This is a genomic window from Kitasatospora sp. NPDC059803, from assembly GCF_042732255.1.
In the GTDB taxonomy this organism is placed as follows: domain Bacteria; phylum Actinomycetota; class Actinomycetes; order Streptomycetales; family Streptomycetaceae; genus Kitasatospora.
Window position 1 is genome coordinate 4,412 of record NZ_JBHWIJ010000141.1, and the last position, 16,221, is coordinate 20,632.

Consider the following 16,221-nt stretch of genomic DNA (forward strand, 5'->3'; position numbering starts at 1 on the left):
AGTGGGCCTCCCCCCCCCGCGCCCCCCCCCCGCGCCCGCCCGACCCGGGCGCGAGGGGCCTCGGCCAACGTCGCGGCGACCCGGACGGGCAGCGGGCGCTCGTCCTGCGGGACGCGGGCGTGCACCCCGGCGGTGAGCAGGGTGCGGGTCGGCGAGGCGAAGAACGCCTCGTCGGCCGCGGCCCGGTACTGGCCGAGCAGGCCGCTGGCCGCGCCGATGACGGCGTGGTCGGGGCCCGGGGCGGAAGCGTCGGCGGGCCCGGCGGGGGCCGGGGCGGCGGAGGGGGCGGGAGCGGCGTGCTCGGCGACACCCCCGGCGGGGGCGTGGTGCACCGTGGTCACCGTAAAGTCTCCAGTCTGGGACGGTCTGGACGGTCTGCGCGTCAGGGAGGAAGGTCGGGGAGGGAGGTCAGGGCATGGCCGGCGCCCGGGGGTTGCCCGGGGCGCGGAGGGGAGCGGCGAGGAAGGCGGGGGACGGCGAGGGCGGTCAGGGCGGTCAGGCGCGCAGGGTCGCGCCGCCGTCGACGTAGAGGTCGTGCATGGTGATGTGCCGGGCCCGGTCGGAGGCCAGGAAGACCACCGCCTCGGCGATGTCGGCGGGTGCGGCGATCCGCCCGAGCGGGATGCCGACCCGCCAGGCGCCCAAGTCGCCGTCGATGACCCGCTGTTCGGCGGCCTCGGCGTCCTCGCCCCAGAGCGCGCGCTGCATCCCGGTGTCGGTCGAGCCGGGCGAGACGATGTTGCACCGCACGCCGGAGCGGGCGAGTTCCAGCCCGAGGCAGCGGGTGAACATGGTGGCCGCCGCCTTGGACGCCGCGTACGCGGCCATGCCGGCGCGGGGCACCCCGGCGGCGTTGGAGCCGACGGTGACCACGGCGCCGCGGCCGCGGCCGGCCATCCGGCGGCCGACCGCGCGGCCGGTGTGGAAGACGCCGGTGGTGTTGACCGCGAAGGTCTCCGCCCAGTCCTGGTCGGTGAGTTCGACGACGGGTGCGGTGCGCAGGATCCCGGCGACGTTCACCAGTGCGGCGATCGGCCCGAGTTGGCGCTCGATCAGGTCGACCGTGTCGTCCACCGCCCGGCCGTCGGCGACGTCCAGGACGTACGGGTGCACGGCGGGCGACTCCGCCGCGAGGGCGGCGAGCGGGCCGGGGTTGCGGTCCACCGCGGCGACGACGGCCCCCTCGGCGACGAGCGCCCGGGCCACGGCCGCACCGATGCCCTGCCCGGCCCCGGTGACCATCGCGACGGCACCGGCGAATTCGGACTTTTGCACGGACATCCCCTCCGACCAGCAATATTAGGTAAGCCTAACCTAACACATATGTTCGGCTGCGCCGATGCCCTGTGCAGTCGTCAACTCGCCCCAAACGTCCAAGGCCGCCTACCCCCGGACAGGGGGTGGGCGGCCTTGGGCTCTTCCAAATTTCGTACGGGCGGGTGTCTCAGTTGTGCGGAGAAGCGACGTCGGCCAACGTCGCCGAGGCAACGAGCACCTGCCCGAAGGCGTTGACCGACACCGAGTCGACACGTGAGAGCGCAGCAGTGAGCATGTGGTCCCAGTCGGGACGGAGCTCGTACTCAAGCCTGTGCCCGTTCCGATGGGTACCCATCCTGATACCCAACAGATCATCAAGGGCCGTCGCAGGAAAAACTACAGGTCTCCGGAAAACCTCGCGCTCCATGGCATCAGGCGCAAACCAACCCTGGCCAAGCTGCAGAGCCGGATCCACCAGTCGCCCGGAGTCTTCGCACCAGACGACCACGTGCCCCAGGACCTCCCAGCCGCCGATGGCCGTGGGCGGGATCCCCCATGCAGGCAGGCCGAGCGGTTCACCGCCGTCTCGGACCACCCGGACTGTCGCGGGGACCAGCCGACTCCTCTGCCCGAGAGACCGCAGCGCCTCGGCGAACGCCACGGCGACGAAGGCGGACGAGGGCGCGGGCTGCCCACTCAGGTGATAGCCGACAGCTCCGATCAGTCGGTACAGCGGACGGGCATCCGGTGGAGCGGACAGGTGAAGCGCGGCCGCCTCCAGCCAGGGGAATTCGGACATTCGATAGCGGCCGCCCGCACTCGACGACGGCAGCGGTACCAGGGCGGGCCGTTCCCCACCGTCCTCCCCACCGTCCTCCTCACCGAGATCGCTCTCGAGGTCTCGCTCGTCAAACTCCATGAAACAGCGCGCGTTGATCGCCAACGGAGCGTCTGTCTGCCCTGCCGCCTCGAACAGGTCCAGGCTCTCTCTCATGAGGGTGCGGCACTCCGCGAGCCCGTCCATATGCCCCACCCTGTGCCGGGTCAGGGCCAGAATCGCGCGCCGGTGCACGACCGTCGCCATGACGTCCGGTCCGGCATCGGTGTGAGCTCTCAGCAGAGCCTCGGCCCTGTCGATCATTGACTCCGCGGCCTGAAGAATCCAGGCCTCAGCCGCCAGCCCCTTGTCGTGCCGGGCCTGAATGCCGGTCATCAGGGCATGCGCCACGTCCACCATCTCGTCCGCATGGTGACGCATGACGTTCACAGCCGTTCGTTCGGCAGGCTCAGGGATCTTCGCAGTGAGGACAAGCGCCTCTTCCAGCCGCCCCATGGAGGCCTTGACAATGGCATCCAGAAAGTGCAGTTTCGCGCTCTCCGTCACCACCGACGGGGCATCCGCCCTGGCCTGTTCGATCACCAGGGCCGCGTCGCCCCAATGCTTGATCCACACGAGCATCTGCGCCTGTTCCAACCGGGTCTGGAAGGCGACCGCCGGTTCCACGTCCAGACTCCGCAGAACCCTTTCGATCCTGGCGTTGGCGCGGGCGCCCTCGGCGAACCGGTCCAATGCGACAGCTGAGCGCATCTCGGTGGTGTGAGCCATGAGCAGGTTCTCGGTCAGTTCCGCGTCAAACGCGTCCGCACGCTCCAATAGCTTCCAGCTGGTTCGGGCCGCCTCAGCGGCTTCCTCGAACCGAAGCTGGTTCAACAAACACTGGCCCAGCGCGGTCGTTGTAGCGGCCCGCCGGTAGACAGGATCGCGCAGTCTCCCCTCGGCATCATGTTCGATGATCTCCAGCGCTTGACGCAACAGCACTTCACTGCGTACCAGATCCCCGTGAACAGTCATGATCGCACCCGCTGCGTTACTCAGCAGCGCGACAGTACCGTCGTCTCCCCGACCTCCACTCCGCACGTGGTAGGCCACATGAACGGCATGTTCGATCAGTGTGGCGGCATCAGACCACGCCTGCTGTTTCATGCTGTCCCGCAGCCGCATCACCAGCTTCTCCTGGAACCGTTCCTGCATCCTGTCCACGGCCTCGCCGTCAAGCATCGAGCGGACGACCTCCTGGACGATACGGTGAATCACCAGCATGCCGTCCCGGGGGTCGACCAACGAGAACCTGCGCAGCTCCGCCACCGCGCCATAGACGGCCACCCCAGGTGACAGGTCCGGCACCACAAGGTGGAGCGGAATGAAGTCCGGGGCCAGCAGAGCGCAACGCGCCAGGACTTCGGAGGCCAGGTAACGCCCCGATGCCTTAGTCGAGTTCAGCGCCTGGGCGACCACCTTCCGCACGCTGAGGGTCACGGCAGCCGTCAGCGTCGCACCGTGCCGGTAGTCCAGCGGCACGAAGCCCGGATCGTCGAGTAACTGGGCGCGACATTCAGCCAATTCGGCCAAGTAGGTGTCCATCGGGCACTGGGTCGCCGCAATGTAGCCGGTGGCCTGGGCGATCGCGAGCGGGATGCCCTCCACCGCATCGACTAGCTGCGATACCTCGACCGTTGTGCCGCCCGGCAACCGCTCACCGACCCAAGCCGTCGCTTCCTCCGCAACCATCCGTTCCACCACCAACCCGCCGGCGGCCACTGCCCAGGCCGAGTCGCGGGTAGTGACCAGGATGTCGGCGCCGTCGCATACGGGCAGCAACCCGTTCAGCTGCTCCTGGCCGGCGACGTTGTCGTAGATGAGCAGCAGTCGCGGGCCGAGGTGTGTCAGCCGGAAGCTGACCTGAGCAAGGATCTCCGACTCGTCGGCCGCCCCGGTCTCCTGTTGCTCCTCGGCGAGCATCCGGCGGTACGAGGCCAGGACGTCCTCGCGGGTGTCGGAGGGGATCCACCAGACGAACTCGTATGTGTCCCTGCGCCGGTGGGCATACAGGCGAGCGATGCTCGACTTGCCGATGCCGCCAAGCCCGGACAGCACCACAGGAACCCCACCGATATCGGGCTTCCACCCGAAGCACTCTTGCAGCGCTGCCAGTTCCCGGCGTCGGCCGCGCACGCCCGCAGCCGAGGGAACGTCGCGGAACAAGGCGCGGCCCCGCCCATCCTGTCTGCCAGACGCCGCCCCGGGCGCGGCGCAGCGTCCGCGTAGGAGCCCGGGAAGTTCGTCCAACCGGATCGTACGGCGAGTGAGGTGTCGATCTGACGACCACTCAAACATTTTCACGAACAGTGCGTCAACAGTACTATCCACCTCGGCCGCCGCCATGGCTGTCGGGGACAACCGCAGGAGCTCCAGCCGCGCCTGGTCAAGGATCCGTTCCCATGGGCCGATCCGGCTCTCGATCTCCAACCGCCGGAGCAGAGCGTGGTCGTCGGCGGCCAGGGCAATCGACGCAGGCAGCAACCCGTCGCACTCCGCTAGCCACCGCTCCGGGTCCGACACTGCGCGGGCCCGCGCCGCCACATCTCTCAAGGCCTGACCCGACGAGTGCACTGGCGCATCCGAGAAGAACTTCAGGACCGCCGAACCCAGCGGATCCGCAACTCCCCAACGTCGGACGAGCCTCAGCAGCTCCGCCCCAGACCAAGTACGCGGCTCAACACGAGTTTTCGCCTGGGCGAGCATCAGCGGCCGCCCATCGGCATCGCGTACCTCGAAGTCGATCGCCTCGTCTGCCCCTTCCACCCGGAAGGTGTCCGCTTCCGGGTACTGCTCCGGCGTACGGATCAGCTGCAACAGGGCGCACGCCGCCTGAAATCCCATGCCCCGCGCGGTGTCGGTCCCGCTCACGCATCGCCCCCTCAGGTCACGTCCAGTATGCCAAACATCACCGACAGTCGCGTCCGGAGCGGGTTAGAGGACCCGGGGTCCCTCCCAATCCGCATGGAGGCCACGGGTGGCACCTACCAGCCACAGGCCAACTAAAGGGCTGCCGGTCGAACACTGCCCGAACTCCTTGGCCAGTTTTGGCCATTGGCCGGTCTCGCCATGTGGATGCTGAGCGGATGCGGCAGTATCGACGTTTCGCGGATGCACCGGCATTCGTGTACGCAAGGCCGACCGGGGGAGCAGCTGCACATGCTTGACGAAGCAACGATGGCCGTCACTACTGGAGCTGCCGGCAACATCGTTGCCTACATGCTCAACGGGCGCATGGATGCCCTACGCACACGGGTCGCAAGGGTCTTTCGGCACGGGACGGATGAGCAGCACACCCGGCCGCTGCACGCGCTGGAGGCCGACGCTGCGTCCCTGGCGGGGAGGCAGGCATCAGAAGCCGAGATTGCCGCCAGGTGGACCGCGCTCCTCATCTCATATCTGGCCTCTCACCCCGAAGCCCGAGAAGATGTCGTCGCACTCGCTTCTCTCTCAGGTACCGGGAAGACGACCACGATCGGCTCACAGAAGAATCTCGGCTCGGGGACATTCATCGGCGGAGACAACTACGGCGATATCAACGTCACCTCACGCCCGGAGGCCTGACAGTGCTGGCCCTGCCGGGCGAGACGCCCAGTGAGCAGAACAACTTCGGTTCAGGCACCTTTATTGCTGGCGACAACTACGGTCGCATCGAGACGCTCGATGCCAAGACCAAGGCCGCATTGGCCAAGATCTCGCAACAAGCTCCGGCACTGGGCAGGCTTCTCATCAAGGCCCTCCGAGACGGTGTGATCTCACCGGACACCGCGCTCCTGCTCCACAATGCGGCCAGAAGCATCAACGAGGATGTGGCCAGCTCTCTTCAAATGGCAGCCGCAAACATCAACGAGGACGTCGCCAACTCGCTCAGAACCGCGAGTGAGAACATCAACCCACAGGTAGCGCATCAGATATCCGCCGCTGTAGGCGAGCTGAACGAGATCGCAAGAAGATTCGAGGAGTCTTCGACAGCCCTCGAAGCAACGGTGAGCACAGTGGAGCAACCGCACTACGGGCAACACCTGATCACTCAGCTGGCCAAGGTCCTGAACACCCTGGTGAGCCAAGCGAACCGGATCGAGCGCATGGTGACCCCGCCTCCACCGAAAATCGTCACGGATTGGAAGGTCACGCGATGGGCCTTTCTCTGGGGAGCCGCAACCGGGGCCATTGCTGCCACCTACCTAGCTGCCCGCTGAGGAGCAGCGTGTAGGTGCTTCACAACGTCGATACCAGGTTCGGCCGTCAACGCCGTCGGCGGTGAGACTACCGCTCCTCGGCAGTTTGCTCGTCTAGATCAGATCGAGGCCTTCGTACTGTGGCCCGTCCAAATACTTCGTCTGCTGCGGGCCTGCCCTCCGGGCGGCGTGCCGGCAGGGCATGTTCTCCCGGCGAGTTCGGGCGATCAGCAGCAGGTCCCGCGCTGCGCACGCGCTCAGGAGATGACGACGGCGGCTGGGCTCACCACGCTCCTTGAAGCATCAGCCGGTCGACGGAGCCGCCGGGGCCGGGGCGAGGCCGGTGCAGCCCCGGAGGGCGTCGCGGCGCTTGCGGGCCGCCTCGGCGGTGGCGCCGGCGACCGGGACGGGGACGCCCTTGTCGTCGATGGTCGCCGGGGCGAAGGCCTCGCCGGTGACCTTGCCGTCGCGGGTGAGGGTGAGGGTGGTGACGCCGGTCTCGTTGGAGAAGGCGTAGTTGGAGGTGCCGTACCAGAGGAAGTTGCCGAAGCCGTAGCCGATGTACGTGTTGCCGAGCATGCCCGAGCCGACCATGGTGTGGGCGTGGGTGCCGACCACGGCGGTGGCGCCGGCGGTGGCGAGCTTCTTGGCGATGGCGGTCTGCGGGCCGGTGGGGCAGGCCTTGCCCTCGTCGCCCCAGTGCAGGTAGACGAGGACGACGGGCGCCTGCTGCTTGGCCGCCTCGACCGCCTTGACCAGCGCGGGGACGTCCAGCGCGGAGGCGATGCCCGGCTTGTTGGCGCCGGCCCGCCACTTCTGGTTGGTGAGGTCCTCGACCTGGCTGGCGGCGACGACGGCGACCTTCACGCCGCGCACGGTGGTGACGTACGGGGCGTACGCCTCCTTGGCGTTGCGGCCGACGCCGACGACCGGGATCGGCGAGGAGTCCTTGGCGGCGAGGGTGTCGGTGAGGCCGTCGGCGCCGAAGTCGACGGCGTGGTTGTTGGCCATGGAGACGACGTCGACGCCGGAGTCCTTGAGCGCCGAGAGCGCCTTGGGCGAGGTGCGGAAGGTGTAGGTCTTCGGCTCGGGGGCACCGCGCCCGGTGATCGCCGTCTCCAGGTTGAGGACGGACAGGTCGGCGTCGGCGAGCGTCCGGGAGAGCGGGCCGAGGGCCTGCTCGGGCGGCTGGACGGCGAGCCGGGCCTCGGTGCGGCCCTCGAAGTGGACGTCTCCGGCGAACGCGACGGTGATGCTGCCGTCGGGCCGGGGCGCGGCGTTCTTCCCGGCGGCGGTTCCGGAGGGCGTCGCGCCCGGGCTGGTGGGCGTGCCCGCCGCCCCGCCCGAGGCGGCCGCGGTCGAGCCGGGCGCGGCGGCCGGCGCCGGGGCGGGGTCGTCGGGCCCGCAGGCGGCTATGGCGGTCAGGCCGACGAACAGCGCGACGGCGGCCGCGGCACGGCGCATGAGTGGTTCCCCCCGGGTCGATCCAGAAGCGGTCAGCCTACGGCACGGCTTCCGCACCCATCCGCCTCGGTTCCGCAACATTCCGAGCACAACACCGGCTTCATTCCGAGCACGACACCGGATTCCGAGCGCAGCGCCGGCGGGCCGAACACCAACGGCTGGAGCACCGGGCGCCGAGGACTGAGCGCCGCCCCGGCGCGGTAGGAGATGCTGAACCGCCCCACCCGCCCCCGTCCGCCAGAGCCCGGAGCCGCACCCACCCCATGGACGACACCGAGACCACCGCCTCCGCCGGCCCCGCCCCCGCCGGCCGCCCACCAGTCGACTTCACCCCCGCCGAGCGCGCCCGTGGCCGCGCGCTGCGCCGCGCCCAGCTGCCCTGGGCGCTGGGCGGGCGGCTGGCGGGCCTGGCGCTCACCCTGTTGCTCGGCCTGACCCCGGCCGGCGCCGGCCTGGTCTCGGCCGTCGGCGGCTGGTTCGGCGGCTCCCGGACGGCCGGGGTGCTGGCGGGCGCGGCGGCCCTGGTGGTGCTCGGCCAGGCGTTGCAGCTGCCGTTCGGCGCCCGGCTGCGGGCGGTCCGGGCCCGGTACGGGCTGGTGACGCAGGGCTGGGCCGGCTGGGCGGTGGACGCGCTGCGCGGCCTGGGGCTGGCCCTCGTGCTGGTCCTTCCGCTCGCGCTCGGGCTGTTCGCGCTGACCGCCTGGTCGCCGCGGCACTGGTGGCTGCCGGCGGCGGGCGCGGCGGCGGTGCTGACGGCGGCGCTGTCCTTCCTGCACCCGCTGCTGATCGAGCCGGTGTTCAACCGTTTCACTCCGATGCCGCCGGGCCCGCTGCGCAGCGCCCTGCTGGCGCTGGCCGAGCGGGACGGCGTACGGGTGCGGGACGTCCTGGTGGCGGACGCCTCGCGGCGGACCACCGCGCTCAACGCGTACGTGTCGGGGCTGGGCGCGACCCGCCGGATCGTCGCGTACGACACGCTGCTGTCGACGGCCACGCCGCGCGAGGTGGAACTGGTGGTGGCGCACGAGCTGGGCCACGTGAAGCACCGGGACGTGCCGTTCGGCACCTTGCTGGGCGCGGTGGGCGCGGCCGCGGCGGTGGCCGTGCTGGGGGTGCTGGGCGCCTGGCAGCCGCTGCTGTCGGCGGCGGGGGCGGCGGATGCGGCCGATCCGCGGGCGCTGCCGCTGCTGTCGGCGTGCGCGGCGCTGCTGGGGGCGCTGTCGGGGCCGGCCCAGTGCGCGGTGAGCCGCCGGATCGAGGCCAGGGCGGACCGGCACGCACTCGAACTGACGTCGGACGCCGAGCAGTTCGTCGCGATGCAACGCAGACTGGCGTTGGCGAACGTCTCCGATGTCGACCCGCCGAGGGCGCTTGAGCTACTGTTCGCCACTCACCCGAGTGCGACCCGCCGGATTGCCGCCGCCCGCGCCTGGCAGGCCACTCAGGGACAGGGAGGCCCGGAGCGGCGCGCGGACCCGGGGGATTCCGTTGTATAGTGCAACAAATATCGAGGAGGTAGGAACGCCCGTGCCCGGCCGCCAGTCGTCCATCGACGCCATCCAGCGCGAGCTGACCGCCTTCGCCCGGCGCGCCCGGCACAAGGCCTCCCAGCTGCACCCCGACCTCTCCCTGGTCACCTACAGCATCCTCGACCTGATCACCGAGCGCGGCGGCTGCCGGGCCGCCGACGTGGCCGCCCACTTCATGCTCGACAAGTCCACCGTCAGCCGCCAGGTCACCGCCCTGGAGAAGCTCGGCCTGCTGCGGCGCGAGGCCGACCCGGACGACCAGCGCGGCCAGATCCTGCGCGCCACCGAGGCCGGGCTCGCCCTGCTGCAGGACGCCAACGAGCAGCGCCGGCTGGCCTTCACCGCCCGCTTCACCGACTGGTCCGACGAGGACGTCGCCCGCTTCGCCGCCTACCTGGCCCGCTACGGCGAAGAGGGCTGAGACCCCCCTGTACTGAGACCCCCTGCACCGAGACCCCCCGTACTGAGACCCCTGTACGGAGTGCGCCCGAGGGCCTCCGGGGTGCACCCGAGGAGCGCCCGGGGTGCGCCGCACCGCCCCGACGGTGTACAGAGGAAAGGTGCCACTCCGGCAGCGTCTCCGTGACCCGCAGCCCCGCGACCGCCCGCGCGACCGCCGCCACCCCCGGCGGCCCGACCGTCGCGCGCTGACGGCGCTGTCGCTCGCGCTGATCGTCGTGATCACCGTCGTCGACATCCTCTCCCCCGCACAGATCCACCTCGGCCCGCTGCTGATCGTCGCCCCCGCGCTCACCGCCTCCTACGCCGGCGCCCGGGCCACCGCCGGAGTCGCCCTGCTGGCCCTCGCCGCGCTCACCGTCATCGGCATCCTCCGGGACGGCCTCACCAGCGCCAACATCGAGACCCAGTTGGGCGCGCAGCTCGTCGTCTCCGCCCTGATCATCGGACTGCGGGCGCTGCGCGAACGGTACGAGCGCGAGCTGGCCCAGGTCCGCTCGGTGTCCGAGGCCGCCCAGCGGGTCCTGCTGCGCCCGCTGCCGGACCGGATCGGGCCGCTGCACCTGGCCTCCGTCTACCTGGCCGCCGAGGCCGAGGCGCAGGTCGGCGGCGACCTGTACGCGGCCGCCCGCACCGCCACCGGCACCCGGCTGCTGGTCGGCGACGTCCGCGGCAAGGGCCTGTCCTCGCTCGGCGACGCGGCCCTGCTGCTCGGTGCCTTCCGCGCCGCCGCCCACCTGCACGCCGACCTGCCCGGGCTCGCCGCCTACCTGGACGGCAGCGTCTGCTGGGACCTCGCCCAGCTCGGCGAACAGGCCCGCCGGCGCCGCCTGAGCGGCGAGGACCCGGACGAGGCGGCCCCGCCGGAGGACAGCGGCGAGTCCTTCATCACCGCCGTCCTGCTCGACATCCCCGACGACGGCACGGCGATCCGACTGATCGACTGCGGCCACCCGCCCCCGCTGCTGCTGCGCCCCGACGGCATCACCACGCTGGCCGCCCGCCGCCCGGCGCCGCCGCTGGGCCTGGGCGAGCTCGCCCCGGTCCGCTACGAGGTGGAGACCTTCCCGTTCCAGCCCGGCGACCGGCTGCTGATCTACACCGACGGCGTGATCGAGGCCCGCGACGCCGACCGGCGCTTCTACCCGCTCACCGACCGCGTCACCGCCTGGCAGGACGAACGCCCGACCGCCCTGCTCCAGCACCTGCGCCGCGATCTGCTCGCCCACGTCGGCGGCCGGCTGGACGACGACGCGGCGATGGTCATCGTCGAGCGGCTCCCCTAGCTCCCCCGGCTCTCCTGGCTCCCCTGGCTCTCCTGGCCGGCGTCCGAGGAGGCGGGCGGCTGGTGGACGTACGGGGTCGACGTGGTCAGGATCGCGAATCCGAGCCGTTGCAGGATGGGGCGGCTCTGGTCGCTCGCGTCGACCTGGAGGTAGCGGTACCCGAGGTCGGCGGCGATGCGGGCCCGGTGGGCGACCATGGCCCGGTAGATGCCCCGCCCCCGCCAGTCGGCGACGGTGCCGCCGCCCCACAGGCCCGCGAACTCGGTGCCCGGGTTCAGTTCCATCCGCGCCGCGCACACCGGGCGCTCGCCGGCCATCGCCACGACCAGGCTGACGGTTTCCGGGCTCCGGGCCAGCTGGTCGAGCATCCGCTGCCGCAGGCGGGCGCTGCTGGTGCCGAAGGCCTGCTCGTGGACGTCCGCCACGAGGTCCACCCCGGCCCGGTCGGTCACCGAACGCAGGTGGACGCCCTCGGGCAGGGCGGTGTCGGTGGCGAGGTCCTCGATCCGGGCCACCATCACCGCCTCCTGCGGCTCGGCCGTGAAACCGGCCGCCCGCAGCCGTTCCCCGAGGTCGCCGGGCCGGTCGTGGGCGTAGGTCTTCCATTCGAACTCGCGGCCCAGTGCGGTGAAGTACCGCACCTGTGCCGCGATCGCCCGGTCCGCCGTGGCCTCGTCGAGGTCCGACCACAGGACGCCGTTCCAGTCGTGGGCGGCGCCGACCTGCCGGATGACGTCGCCGTGCCGCTCGATCCGGGCGCCGGGGCCGTCGGGCTTCGCTTCGCGCCTCAGTCGGCGGTCGAACAGGGCGAGTGTGTCCTCATGATCCATCCGCCCACTCCAGCACAGGGCGGCGTGCCACGCGATCGGGTTTCTCCCGGCGGCGCGGGCCGGGCCCCCCGGGGCCCGGGCCCCCCAACCCACGGGGGCCCGCCCCGCCGGGGGGGGGGGGGGGGGGGAACAGGGGCGGGGGGGGGGGGGCGGTGGGGTCGCTCGGCGCGTCGGCCCCCATGATCGCGTCCAACAGCACCCGTGCGGCGGCGAGTTCGTCGATCTGGCGGGTGATGCGGGCGCGCTCGCGGGCGAGGCCGGTGAGGAGTTCGGGGCAGGTGGGGCCGGGGCGGCGCGCGCCGGGGCGGGGGAGGCCGGGGAGCATCCGGGCGATGGCGGCGCTGCCGAGGCCGGCGGCGAGGAGGGTGCGGATGCCGTGGACGGTGTCGATGTCGGGTTCGCCGTACTCGCGGTAGCCGCTGGGGCGGCGGGCGGGGGCGAGCAGGCCCTGTTCCTCGTAGTAGCGCAGGGCGCGGGGGCTGACGCCGGTGCGCCGGGCGAGTTCTCCGATCCGCATGCCGTGCCGTCCTTCGTTCGTCCGACTCCGCCGTTGACTCCGCTATTGACGCCGCCGTCGGCTCCGACGCCAGCTCTGACATCGACTCCGCCGTTGACTCTGACGTCGACGTGAAGGTCTAGCGTAGCCGCCATGCCGACCGAACGATCTTCCGCAACCCCCTCCTCCCCCACCGCAGTTGCCGTCCTCGGCCTGGGCCCGATGGGCCGGGCGCTGGCCCGGGCCCTGCTGGCCGCCGGGCATCCGGTGACGGTGTGGAACCGCACGCCCGGGCGGGACGCCGAACTCCGCGCGCTCGGGGCGCGGTCCGCCGCGACGGCGGCCGAGGCCGTCGCCGCCGGACCGGTCGCCCTGCTCTGCGTCCGGGACCAGGCCGCCGCCCGGGCCGTCCTGGACTCCGCCGGGGCCGCGCTGCGCGGCCGCACGCTGGTGAACGCCACCTCCGTCACGCCGGACGACGCCCGCGCGAACGCCGCCCGGGCCGGGGCCGGCGGCTTCCGGCTGCTCAACGCCGCGATCCTCACCCCCACCCCGACCATCGGGCGGCCCGAGGGCGCCGTGCTGTTGAGCGGCGACGCCGGGGCCTTCGCCGCGCACGAGGCGGCCCTGCGCACCCTCGGCGGGGGCGTCCGGCTGCTCGACAGCGGGGATCCGGGCCGGGCGGCGGCGTTCGACGCGGCGCTGCTGGACCTGTTCTGGACCACCGTGCACGGCTACCTGCACGCGCTGGCGCTGGCCCGCGCCGAGGGCATCGGCGGCGCCGAACTCGCCCCGTACGCGCAGGGCCTGCCCCGGCTGCTGCCGGCCCTGATCGACGAGTTCGCGCAACGGGCGGACCAGGGCAGCCACCCGGGCGACCGCAGCAGCGTGGCCTCGGCGGAGGCCGGTCTGGCGCACGTCGCCCACACCGCCCGGGCGCGCGGCCTGGACACCGCCGTGCTGGACGCGGCGCTGGCCGTCACCCGGCGGGCGGTCGCGGCCGGTCACGGCCCGGACGGGGTGTCCGCCCTGGTCGAGACCGTCGGGACCATCAAGACCGTCGGGACCATCAAGACCGTCGGGGCCGCCGCGACCGCCGCGACCGCCGGTGGCGTCGAGCACACCGAGGGCTGACGGCTACTGCGCGAGGTAGCCGCCGTCGACGGGCAGCACCGCGCCGGTGATGAAGGAGGCGTCGTCGGAGGCGAGGAACAGGACGGCCGCCGCGACCTCCGCCGGGGCCCCGAGGCGGCCCATGGGGTGGCGCTTCTCGATCGCGGCGAGGTACTCCGTCCCGCCGGGTTCGTCGTACAGGCGGGCGACGCGGTCGGTGGCGATGGTGCCGGGGGCGACGGCGTTGATCCGGATGCCGCGGTCGGCCCATTCGACGGCGAGGTGCCGGGTGAGGCCGGAGGCGACGAACTTGGCGGGCCCGTAGACCGCCTGGCCGCGCTGGCCGGCCTCGCCGGAGATGGAGGAGACGCAGACGATCGCCCCACCGGGCCGTTCCTGGGCGGCCATCGCCTGGATGCCGTACTTGCAGGTGAGGAACATGCCGCGGCCGTCGACGGCCATGACCTGGTCCCACTCCTCGGCGGTGGCCTCGGTGACCTCCATGAGCGGAATCACGCCGGCGTTGGCCACCAGGACGTCGAGGCGTCCGTACCGTTCGACGGCGGCGTCGACCATCCGGCGGGCGTCCTCGTCGCTGGCCACGTCGCCGACCACCGTGCTGACGGCGTGCGGGAACCGGTCGGCCAGCCGGCGCAGGCCCTCGACGTCGATGTCGGTGCCGACCACCGACGCGCCCTCGCGCACGAAGCGTTCGGCGACGGCCCGGCCGATGCCGTTGGCCGCGCCCGTCACCACGCAGGACCGCCCGGCCAGGCGGCCCGCCGACACCCCTGATGTGTTCTCAGTCACCATGCCACCGGACTCTACCGATTCCACGTCAGGAAGCCCGGTGCATCGACCAGTTGATCAATGCACCGGGCCGGTCGCCGAACCTCGACGACCTCCGGCGCCCCCGGCGCCCATGGCCTCAGACCGTGAGCACGATCTTGCCGCGCAGGTGCCCGTGCTCGCTGATCCGGTGCGCCTCGGCCGCCTCCGCCAGCGGCAACACCTGGTGCAGCGGCAGCCGCAGGGTGCCCGCCTCGTGCAGCGCCAGCACGGCGGCGTAGGCGCGCTGGTGGTAGGACTCGACGCCCTCCGCCCCACCGCTGAAGCGGACGCCGTACTCGGCGGAGCCCGCGAAGTCGACGATCGTCACCACCCGGTCCGCGGAGCCGGTCAGCTCGATGGAGAGCGGCAGCACCCCGCCCTTGCCCGCCGCGTCCAGCGCCCGGTCCACCCCGCCCGGGGCGGCGGCCCGCACCCGCTCCGCCAGGCCGTCGCCGTAGGCCACCGGGATCGCGCCCAGCTCGCGCAGGTAAGCATGGTTGGCCTCGCCGGCGGTGCCGACCACGGTGATCCCGCGCGCCCGGGCCAGTTGCAGCAGCAGGGTGCCGACCCCGCCGGCCGCGCCGTGCACCAGCAGCGTCTCGCCGGCCCGCGCGCCCAGGACGCCGAGCACCCGCTCGGCGGTCTCGGCCGCCACCGGGATCGCCGCGGCCTCCTCCCAGCTCAGCGAGGCGGGCTTGCGGGCCAGCAGGTCGGCGTCGACGAGCGCCTGCTCGGCGTACGCGCCGCCCATGACGGCGCCGAAGACCTCGTCGCCGGGCGCCCACGCGGTCACGTCCGGGCCGACGGCCTCCACCACACCGGCCAGCTCGTAGCCGCCGACGTGCGGGAAGGAGACCGGGAAGGCCGCCACCATCGAGCCGCTGCGCACCTTGTGGTCCAGCGGGTTGACGCCCACCGTGCGGACCGCGACCCGCACCTGGCCGGGGCCCGGGGCAGGCAGCTCGATGTCGGTCGGGCGCAGCACGTCCACGCCGCCGTACTCGGAGAAGGCGATCGCCTTGGTCATGGAATGTCCTTGCGGGTTCGGTGAGTTGTTTCTTCCGTCGGCTCCATCCTGGATCGTCCGGGGCGGTCACCAGGCCCGCCTTTCGGATGGTTCCACCTGTCCGAACGGCCAGGCCGCCACCCGGGCCCCCGGGCTAGGCTGGCCGGCATGGGCGACGGCATCGGCGTTGACAGGCGTTGACAAGGGCCTGCGCAACGAGACGGGCGAGGACGTGGACGGCGGGGACGTGGGCAGCAGGGACGGGAACAGCGTGGACGAGCGGTGGCGGCAGCACTGGGGCCGCCCCGAAGAGGCGCTGGCGCGCGCCGTCGAGGTGCTGCGCACGCCCCGGCCGCACCTGATGGACCGGCTCTCCGAGGTGGTCGCCACCCTCGTCCCGCACGTCGCGATCGCCCAGCTCAGCGGCATCTGCACCTACTCCCCCACGCTCGCCTTCGGCCCGCCCGAGCTGACCGCCGCCGTCAGCGGCCTGGAGCTCGCCAAGCTGGCCGAGACGACCACCTCGGCGACGGCCGACGGCCGGGCCTGGCAGGGCGAGGCGCAGCTGGCCGGGCGGGCGAGGTCCGTCGTGGTGGTCACGGCGTCGGCGTCGGACGCCACCACCGCGGTGCTGGTGCTGGTCCGAGACGGCGGCGCCGACCCGGTGGCGGCCGGGGCGCTCGCCGTCCTCCAGCAGCTGTGGGACTTGGTCACCACCCACTCGCACCACCGCGCCACCGACGCCGGCCCCACCCACGCGGCGGCCTCCCGGGCCTCCGCCAACGCCCGGGCCCGGGCGATCGCCGAGTTCACCGGCTCCCACGGCGCCGCGCTCACCGCGATCCTCGCGCCGCTGCGCTCCGCCGCACAGGACGACGCCACCGCGCGCCGCGCC

Annotated in this window: 12 protein-coding genes and 3 pseudogenes; 7 read left to right on the forward strand and 8 right to left on the reverse strand. The window is 72.4% G+C overall.

Annotation, left to right across the window (positions count from 1 at the left end):
- The 3 genes and pseudogenes from ACFV6I_RS22100 to ACFV6I_RS22110 all read right to left on the reverse strand — a co-directional run.
- Window positions 1–341 (reverse strand): annotated as a pseudogene (locus ACFV6I_RS22100) (hypothetical protein); the annotation flags it as partial.
- Between the two features lie 154 nt (window positions 342–495).
- Window positions 496–1,281, reverse strand: coding sequence for a 2,3-dihydro-2,3-dihydroxybenzoate dehydrogenase (locus ACFV6I_RS22105; protein ID WP_380427176.1), 786 nt, complete (start codon window positions 1,279–1,281; stop codon window positions 496–498).
- Between the two features lie 163 nt (window positions 1,282–1,444).
- On the reverse strand, window positions 1,445–5,005 hold the full coding sequence (locus tag ACFV6I_RS22110) for an NB-ARC domain-containing protein (RefSeq protein WP_380427178.1): 3,561 nt from the start codon (window positions 5,003–5,005) through the stop codon (window positions 1,445–1,447).
- A gap of 288 nt (window positions 5,006–5,293) precedes the next feature.
- Between ACFV6I_RS22110 and ACFV6I_RS22115 the strand changes: the two genes are divergently transcribed.
- Window positions 5,294–5,698, forward strand: coding sequence for a hypothetical protein (locus ACFV6I_RS22115; protein WP_380427180.1), 405 nt, complete (start codon window positions 5,294–5,296; stop codon window positions 5,696–5,698).
- A 2-nt stretch (window positions 5,699–5,700) separates the two neighbouring features.
- A complete protein-coding gene (locus ACFV6I_RS22120) occupies window positions 5,701–6,333 on the forward strand; it encodes a hypothetical protein (protein ID WP_380427182.1) in 633 nt (210 codons plus the stop codon).
- A 282-nt stretch (window positions 6,334–6,615) separates the two neighbouring features.
- Here the strand turns inward: ACFV6I_RS22120 and ACFV6I_RS22125 are convergent, their stop codons facing one another.
- Entirely contained in the window at window positions 6,616–7,776 is a 1,161-nt protein-coding gene (locus ACFV6I_RS22125; protein ID WP_380427184.1) for a CapA family protein, read from the reverse strand.
- Window positions 7,777–8,039: 263 nt separating this feature from the next.
- Here ACFV6I_RS22125 and ACFV6I_RS22130 point away from each other — a divergent pair, with 263 nt between their 5' ends.
- The 3 genes from ACFV6I_RS22130 (at window position 8,040) to ACFV6I_RS22140 (ending at window position 11,050) form a co-directional block, all read left to right on the forward strand.
- Window positions 8,040–9,272 (forward strand): M48 family metalloprotease, encoded by a 1,233-nt coding sequence (locus ACFV6I_RS22130; protein ID WP_380335963.1) that lies wholly within the window; start codon window positions 8,040–8,042, stop codon window positions 9,270–9,272.
- Between the two features lie 31 nt (window positions 9,273–9,303).
- Window positions 9,304–9,726 carry a MarR family winged helix-turn-helix transcriptional regulator gene (locus ACFV6I_RS22135; protein ID WP_063349838.1) on the forward strand — a complete coding sequence of 141 codons (423 nt, stop codon included), beginning with the start codon at window positions 9,304–9,306 and terminating at the stop codon, window positions 9,724–9,726.
- A 139-nt stretch (window positions 9,727–9,865) separates the two neighbouring features.
- On the forward strand, window positions 9,866–11,050 hold the full coding sequence (locus ACFV6I_RS22140) for a PP2C family protein-serine/threonine phosphatase (RefSeq protein WP_079136350.1): 1,185 nt from the start codon (window positions 9,866–9,868) through the stop codon (window positions 11,048–11,050).
- Here the strand turns inward: ACFV6I_RS22140 and ACFV6I_RS22145 are convergent.
- Both ACFV6I_RS22145 and ACFV6I_RS22150 read right to left on the reverse strand, forming a co-directional pair.
- On the reverse strand, window positions 11,047–11,880 hold the full coding sequence (locus ACFV6I_RS22145; RefSeq protein WP_380335959.1) for a GNAT family N-acetyltransferase: 834 nt from the start codon (window positions 11,878–11,880) through the stop codon (window positions 11,047–11,049). The genes ACFV6I_RS22140 and ACFV6I_RS22145 overlap by 4 nt on opposite strands.
- A gap of 151 nt (window positions 11,881–12,031) precedes the next feature.
- A pseudogene (locus ACFV6I_RS22150) lies at window positions 12,032–12,397 on the reverse strand (MerR family transcriptional regulator); the annotation flags it as partial.
- Between the two features lie 132 nt (window positions 12,398–12,529).
- Between ACFV6I_RS22150 and ACFV6I_RS22155 the strand changes: the two are divergent.
- Window positions 12,530–13,510: an NAD(P)-binding domain-containing protein gene (locus tag ACFV6I_RS22155; RefSeq protein ID WP_380427186.1), complete on the forward strand. Its 981-nt coding sequence runs from the start codon at window positions 12,530–12,532 to the stop codon at window positions 13,508–13,510.
- A gap of 3 nt (window positions 13,511–13,513) precedes the next feature.
- Here ACFV6I_RS22155 and ACFV6I_RS22160 read toward each other — a convergent pair whose 3' ends face one another.
- On the reverse strand, window positions 13,514–14,302 hold the full coding sequence (locus ACFV6I_RS22160) for an SDR family NAD(P)-dependent oxidoreductase (protein WP_063349834.1): 789 nt from the start codon (window positions 14,300–14,302) through the stop codon (window positions 13,514–13,516).
- A gap of 115 nt (window positions 14,303–14,417) precedes the next feature.
- On the reverse strand, window positions 14,418–15,347 hold the full coding sequence (locus ACFV6I_RS22165) for an NADP-dependent oxidoreductase (RefSeq protein WP_380427188.1): 930 nt from the start codon (window positions 15,345–15,347) through the stop codon (window positions 14,418–14,420).
- Window positions 15,348–15,513: 166 nt separating this feature from the next.
- On the opposite strand from ACFV6I_RS22165, the pseudogene ACFV6I_RS22170 reads away from it, so the two are divergent.
- Window positions 15,514–16,221 (forward strand): annotated as a pseudogene (locus ACFV6I_RS22170) (hypothetical protein); the annotation flags it as partial.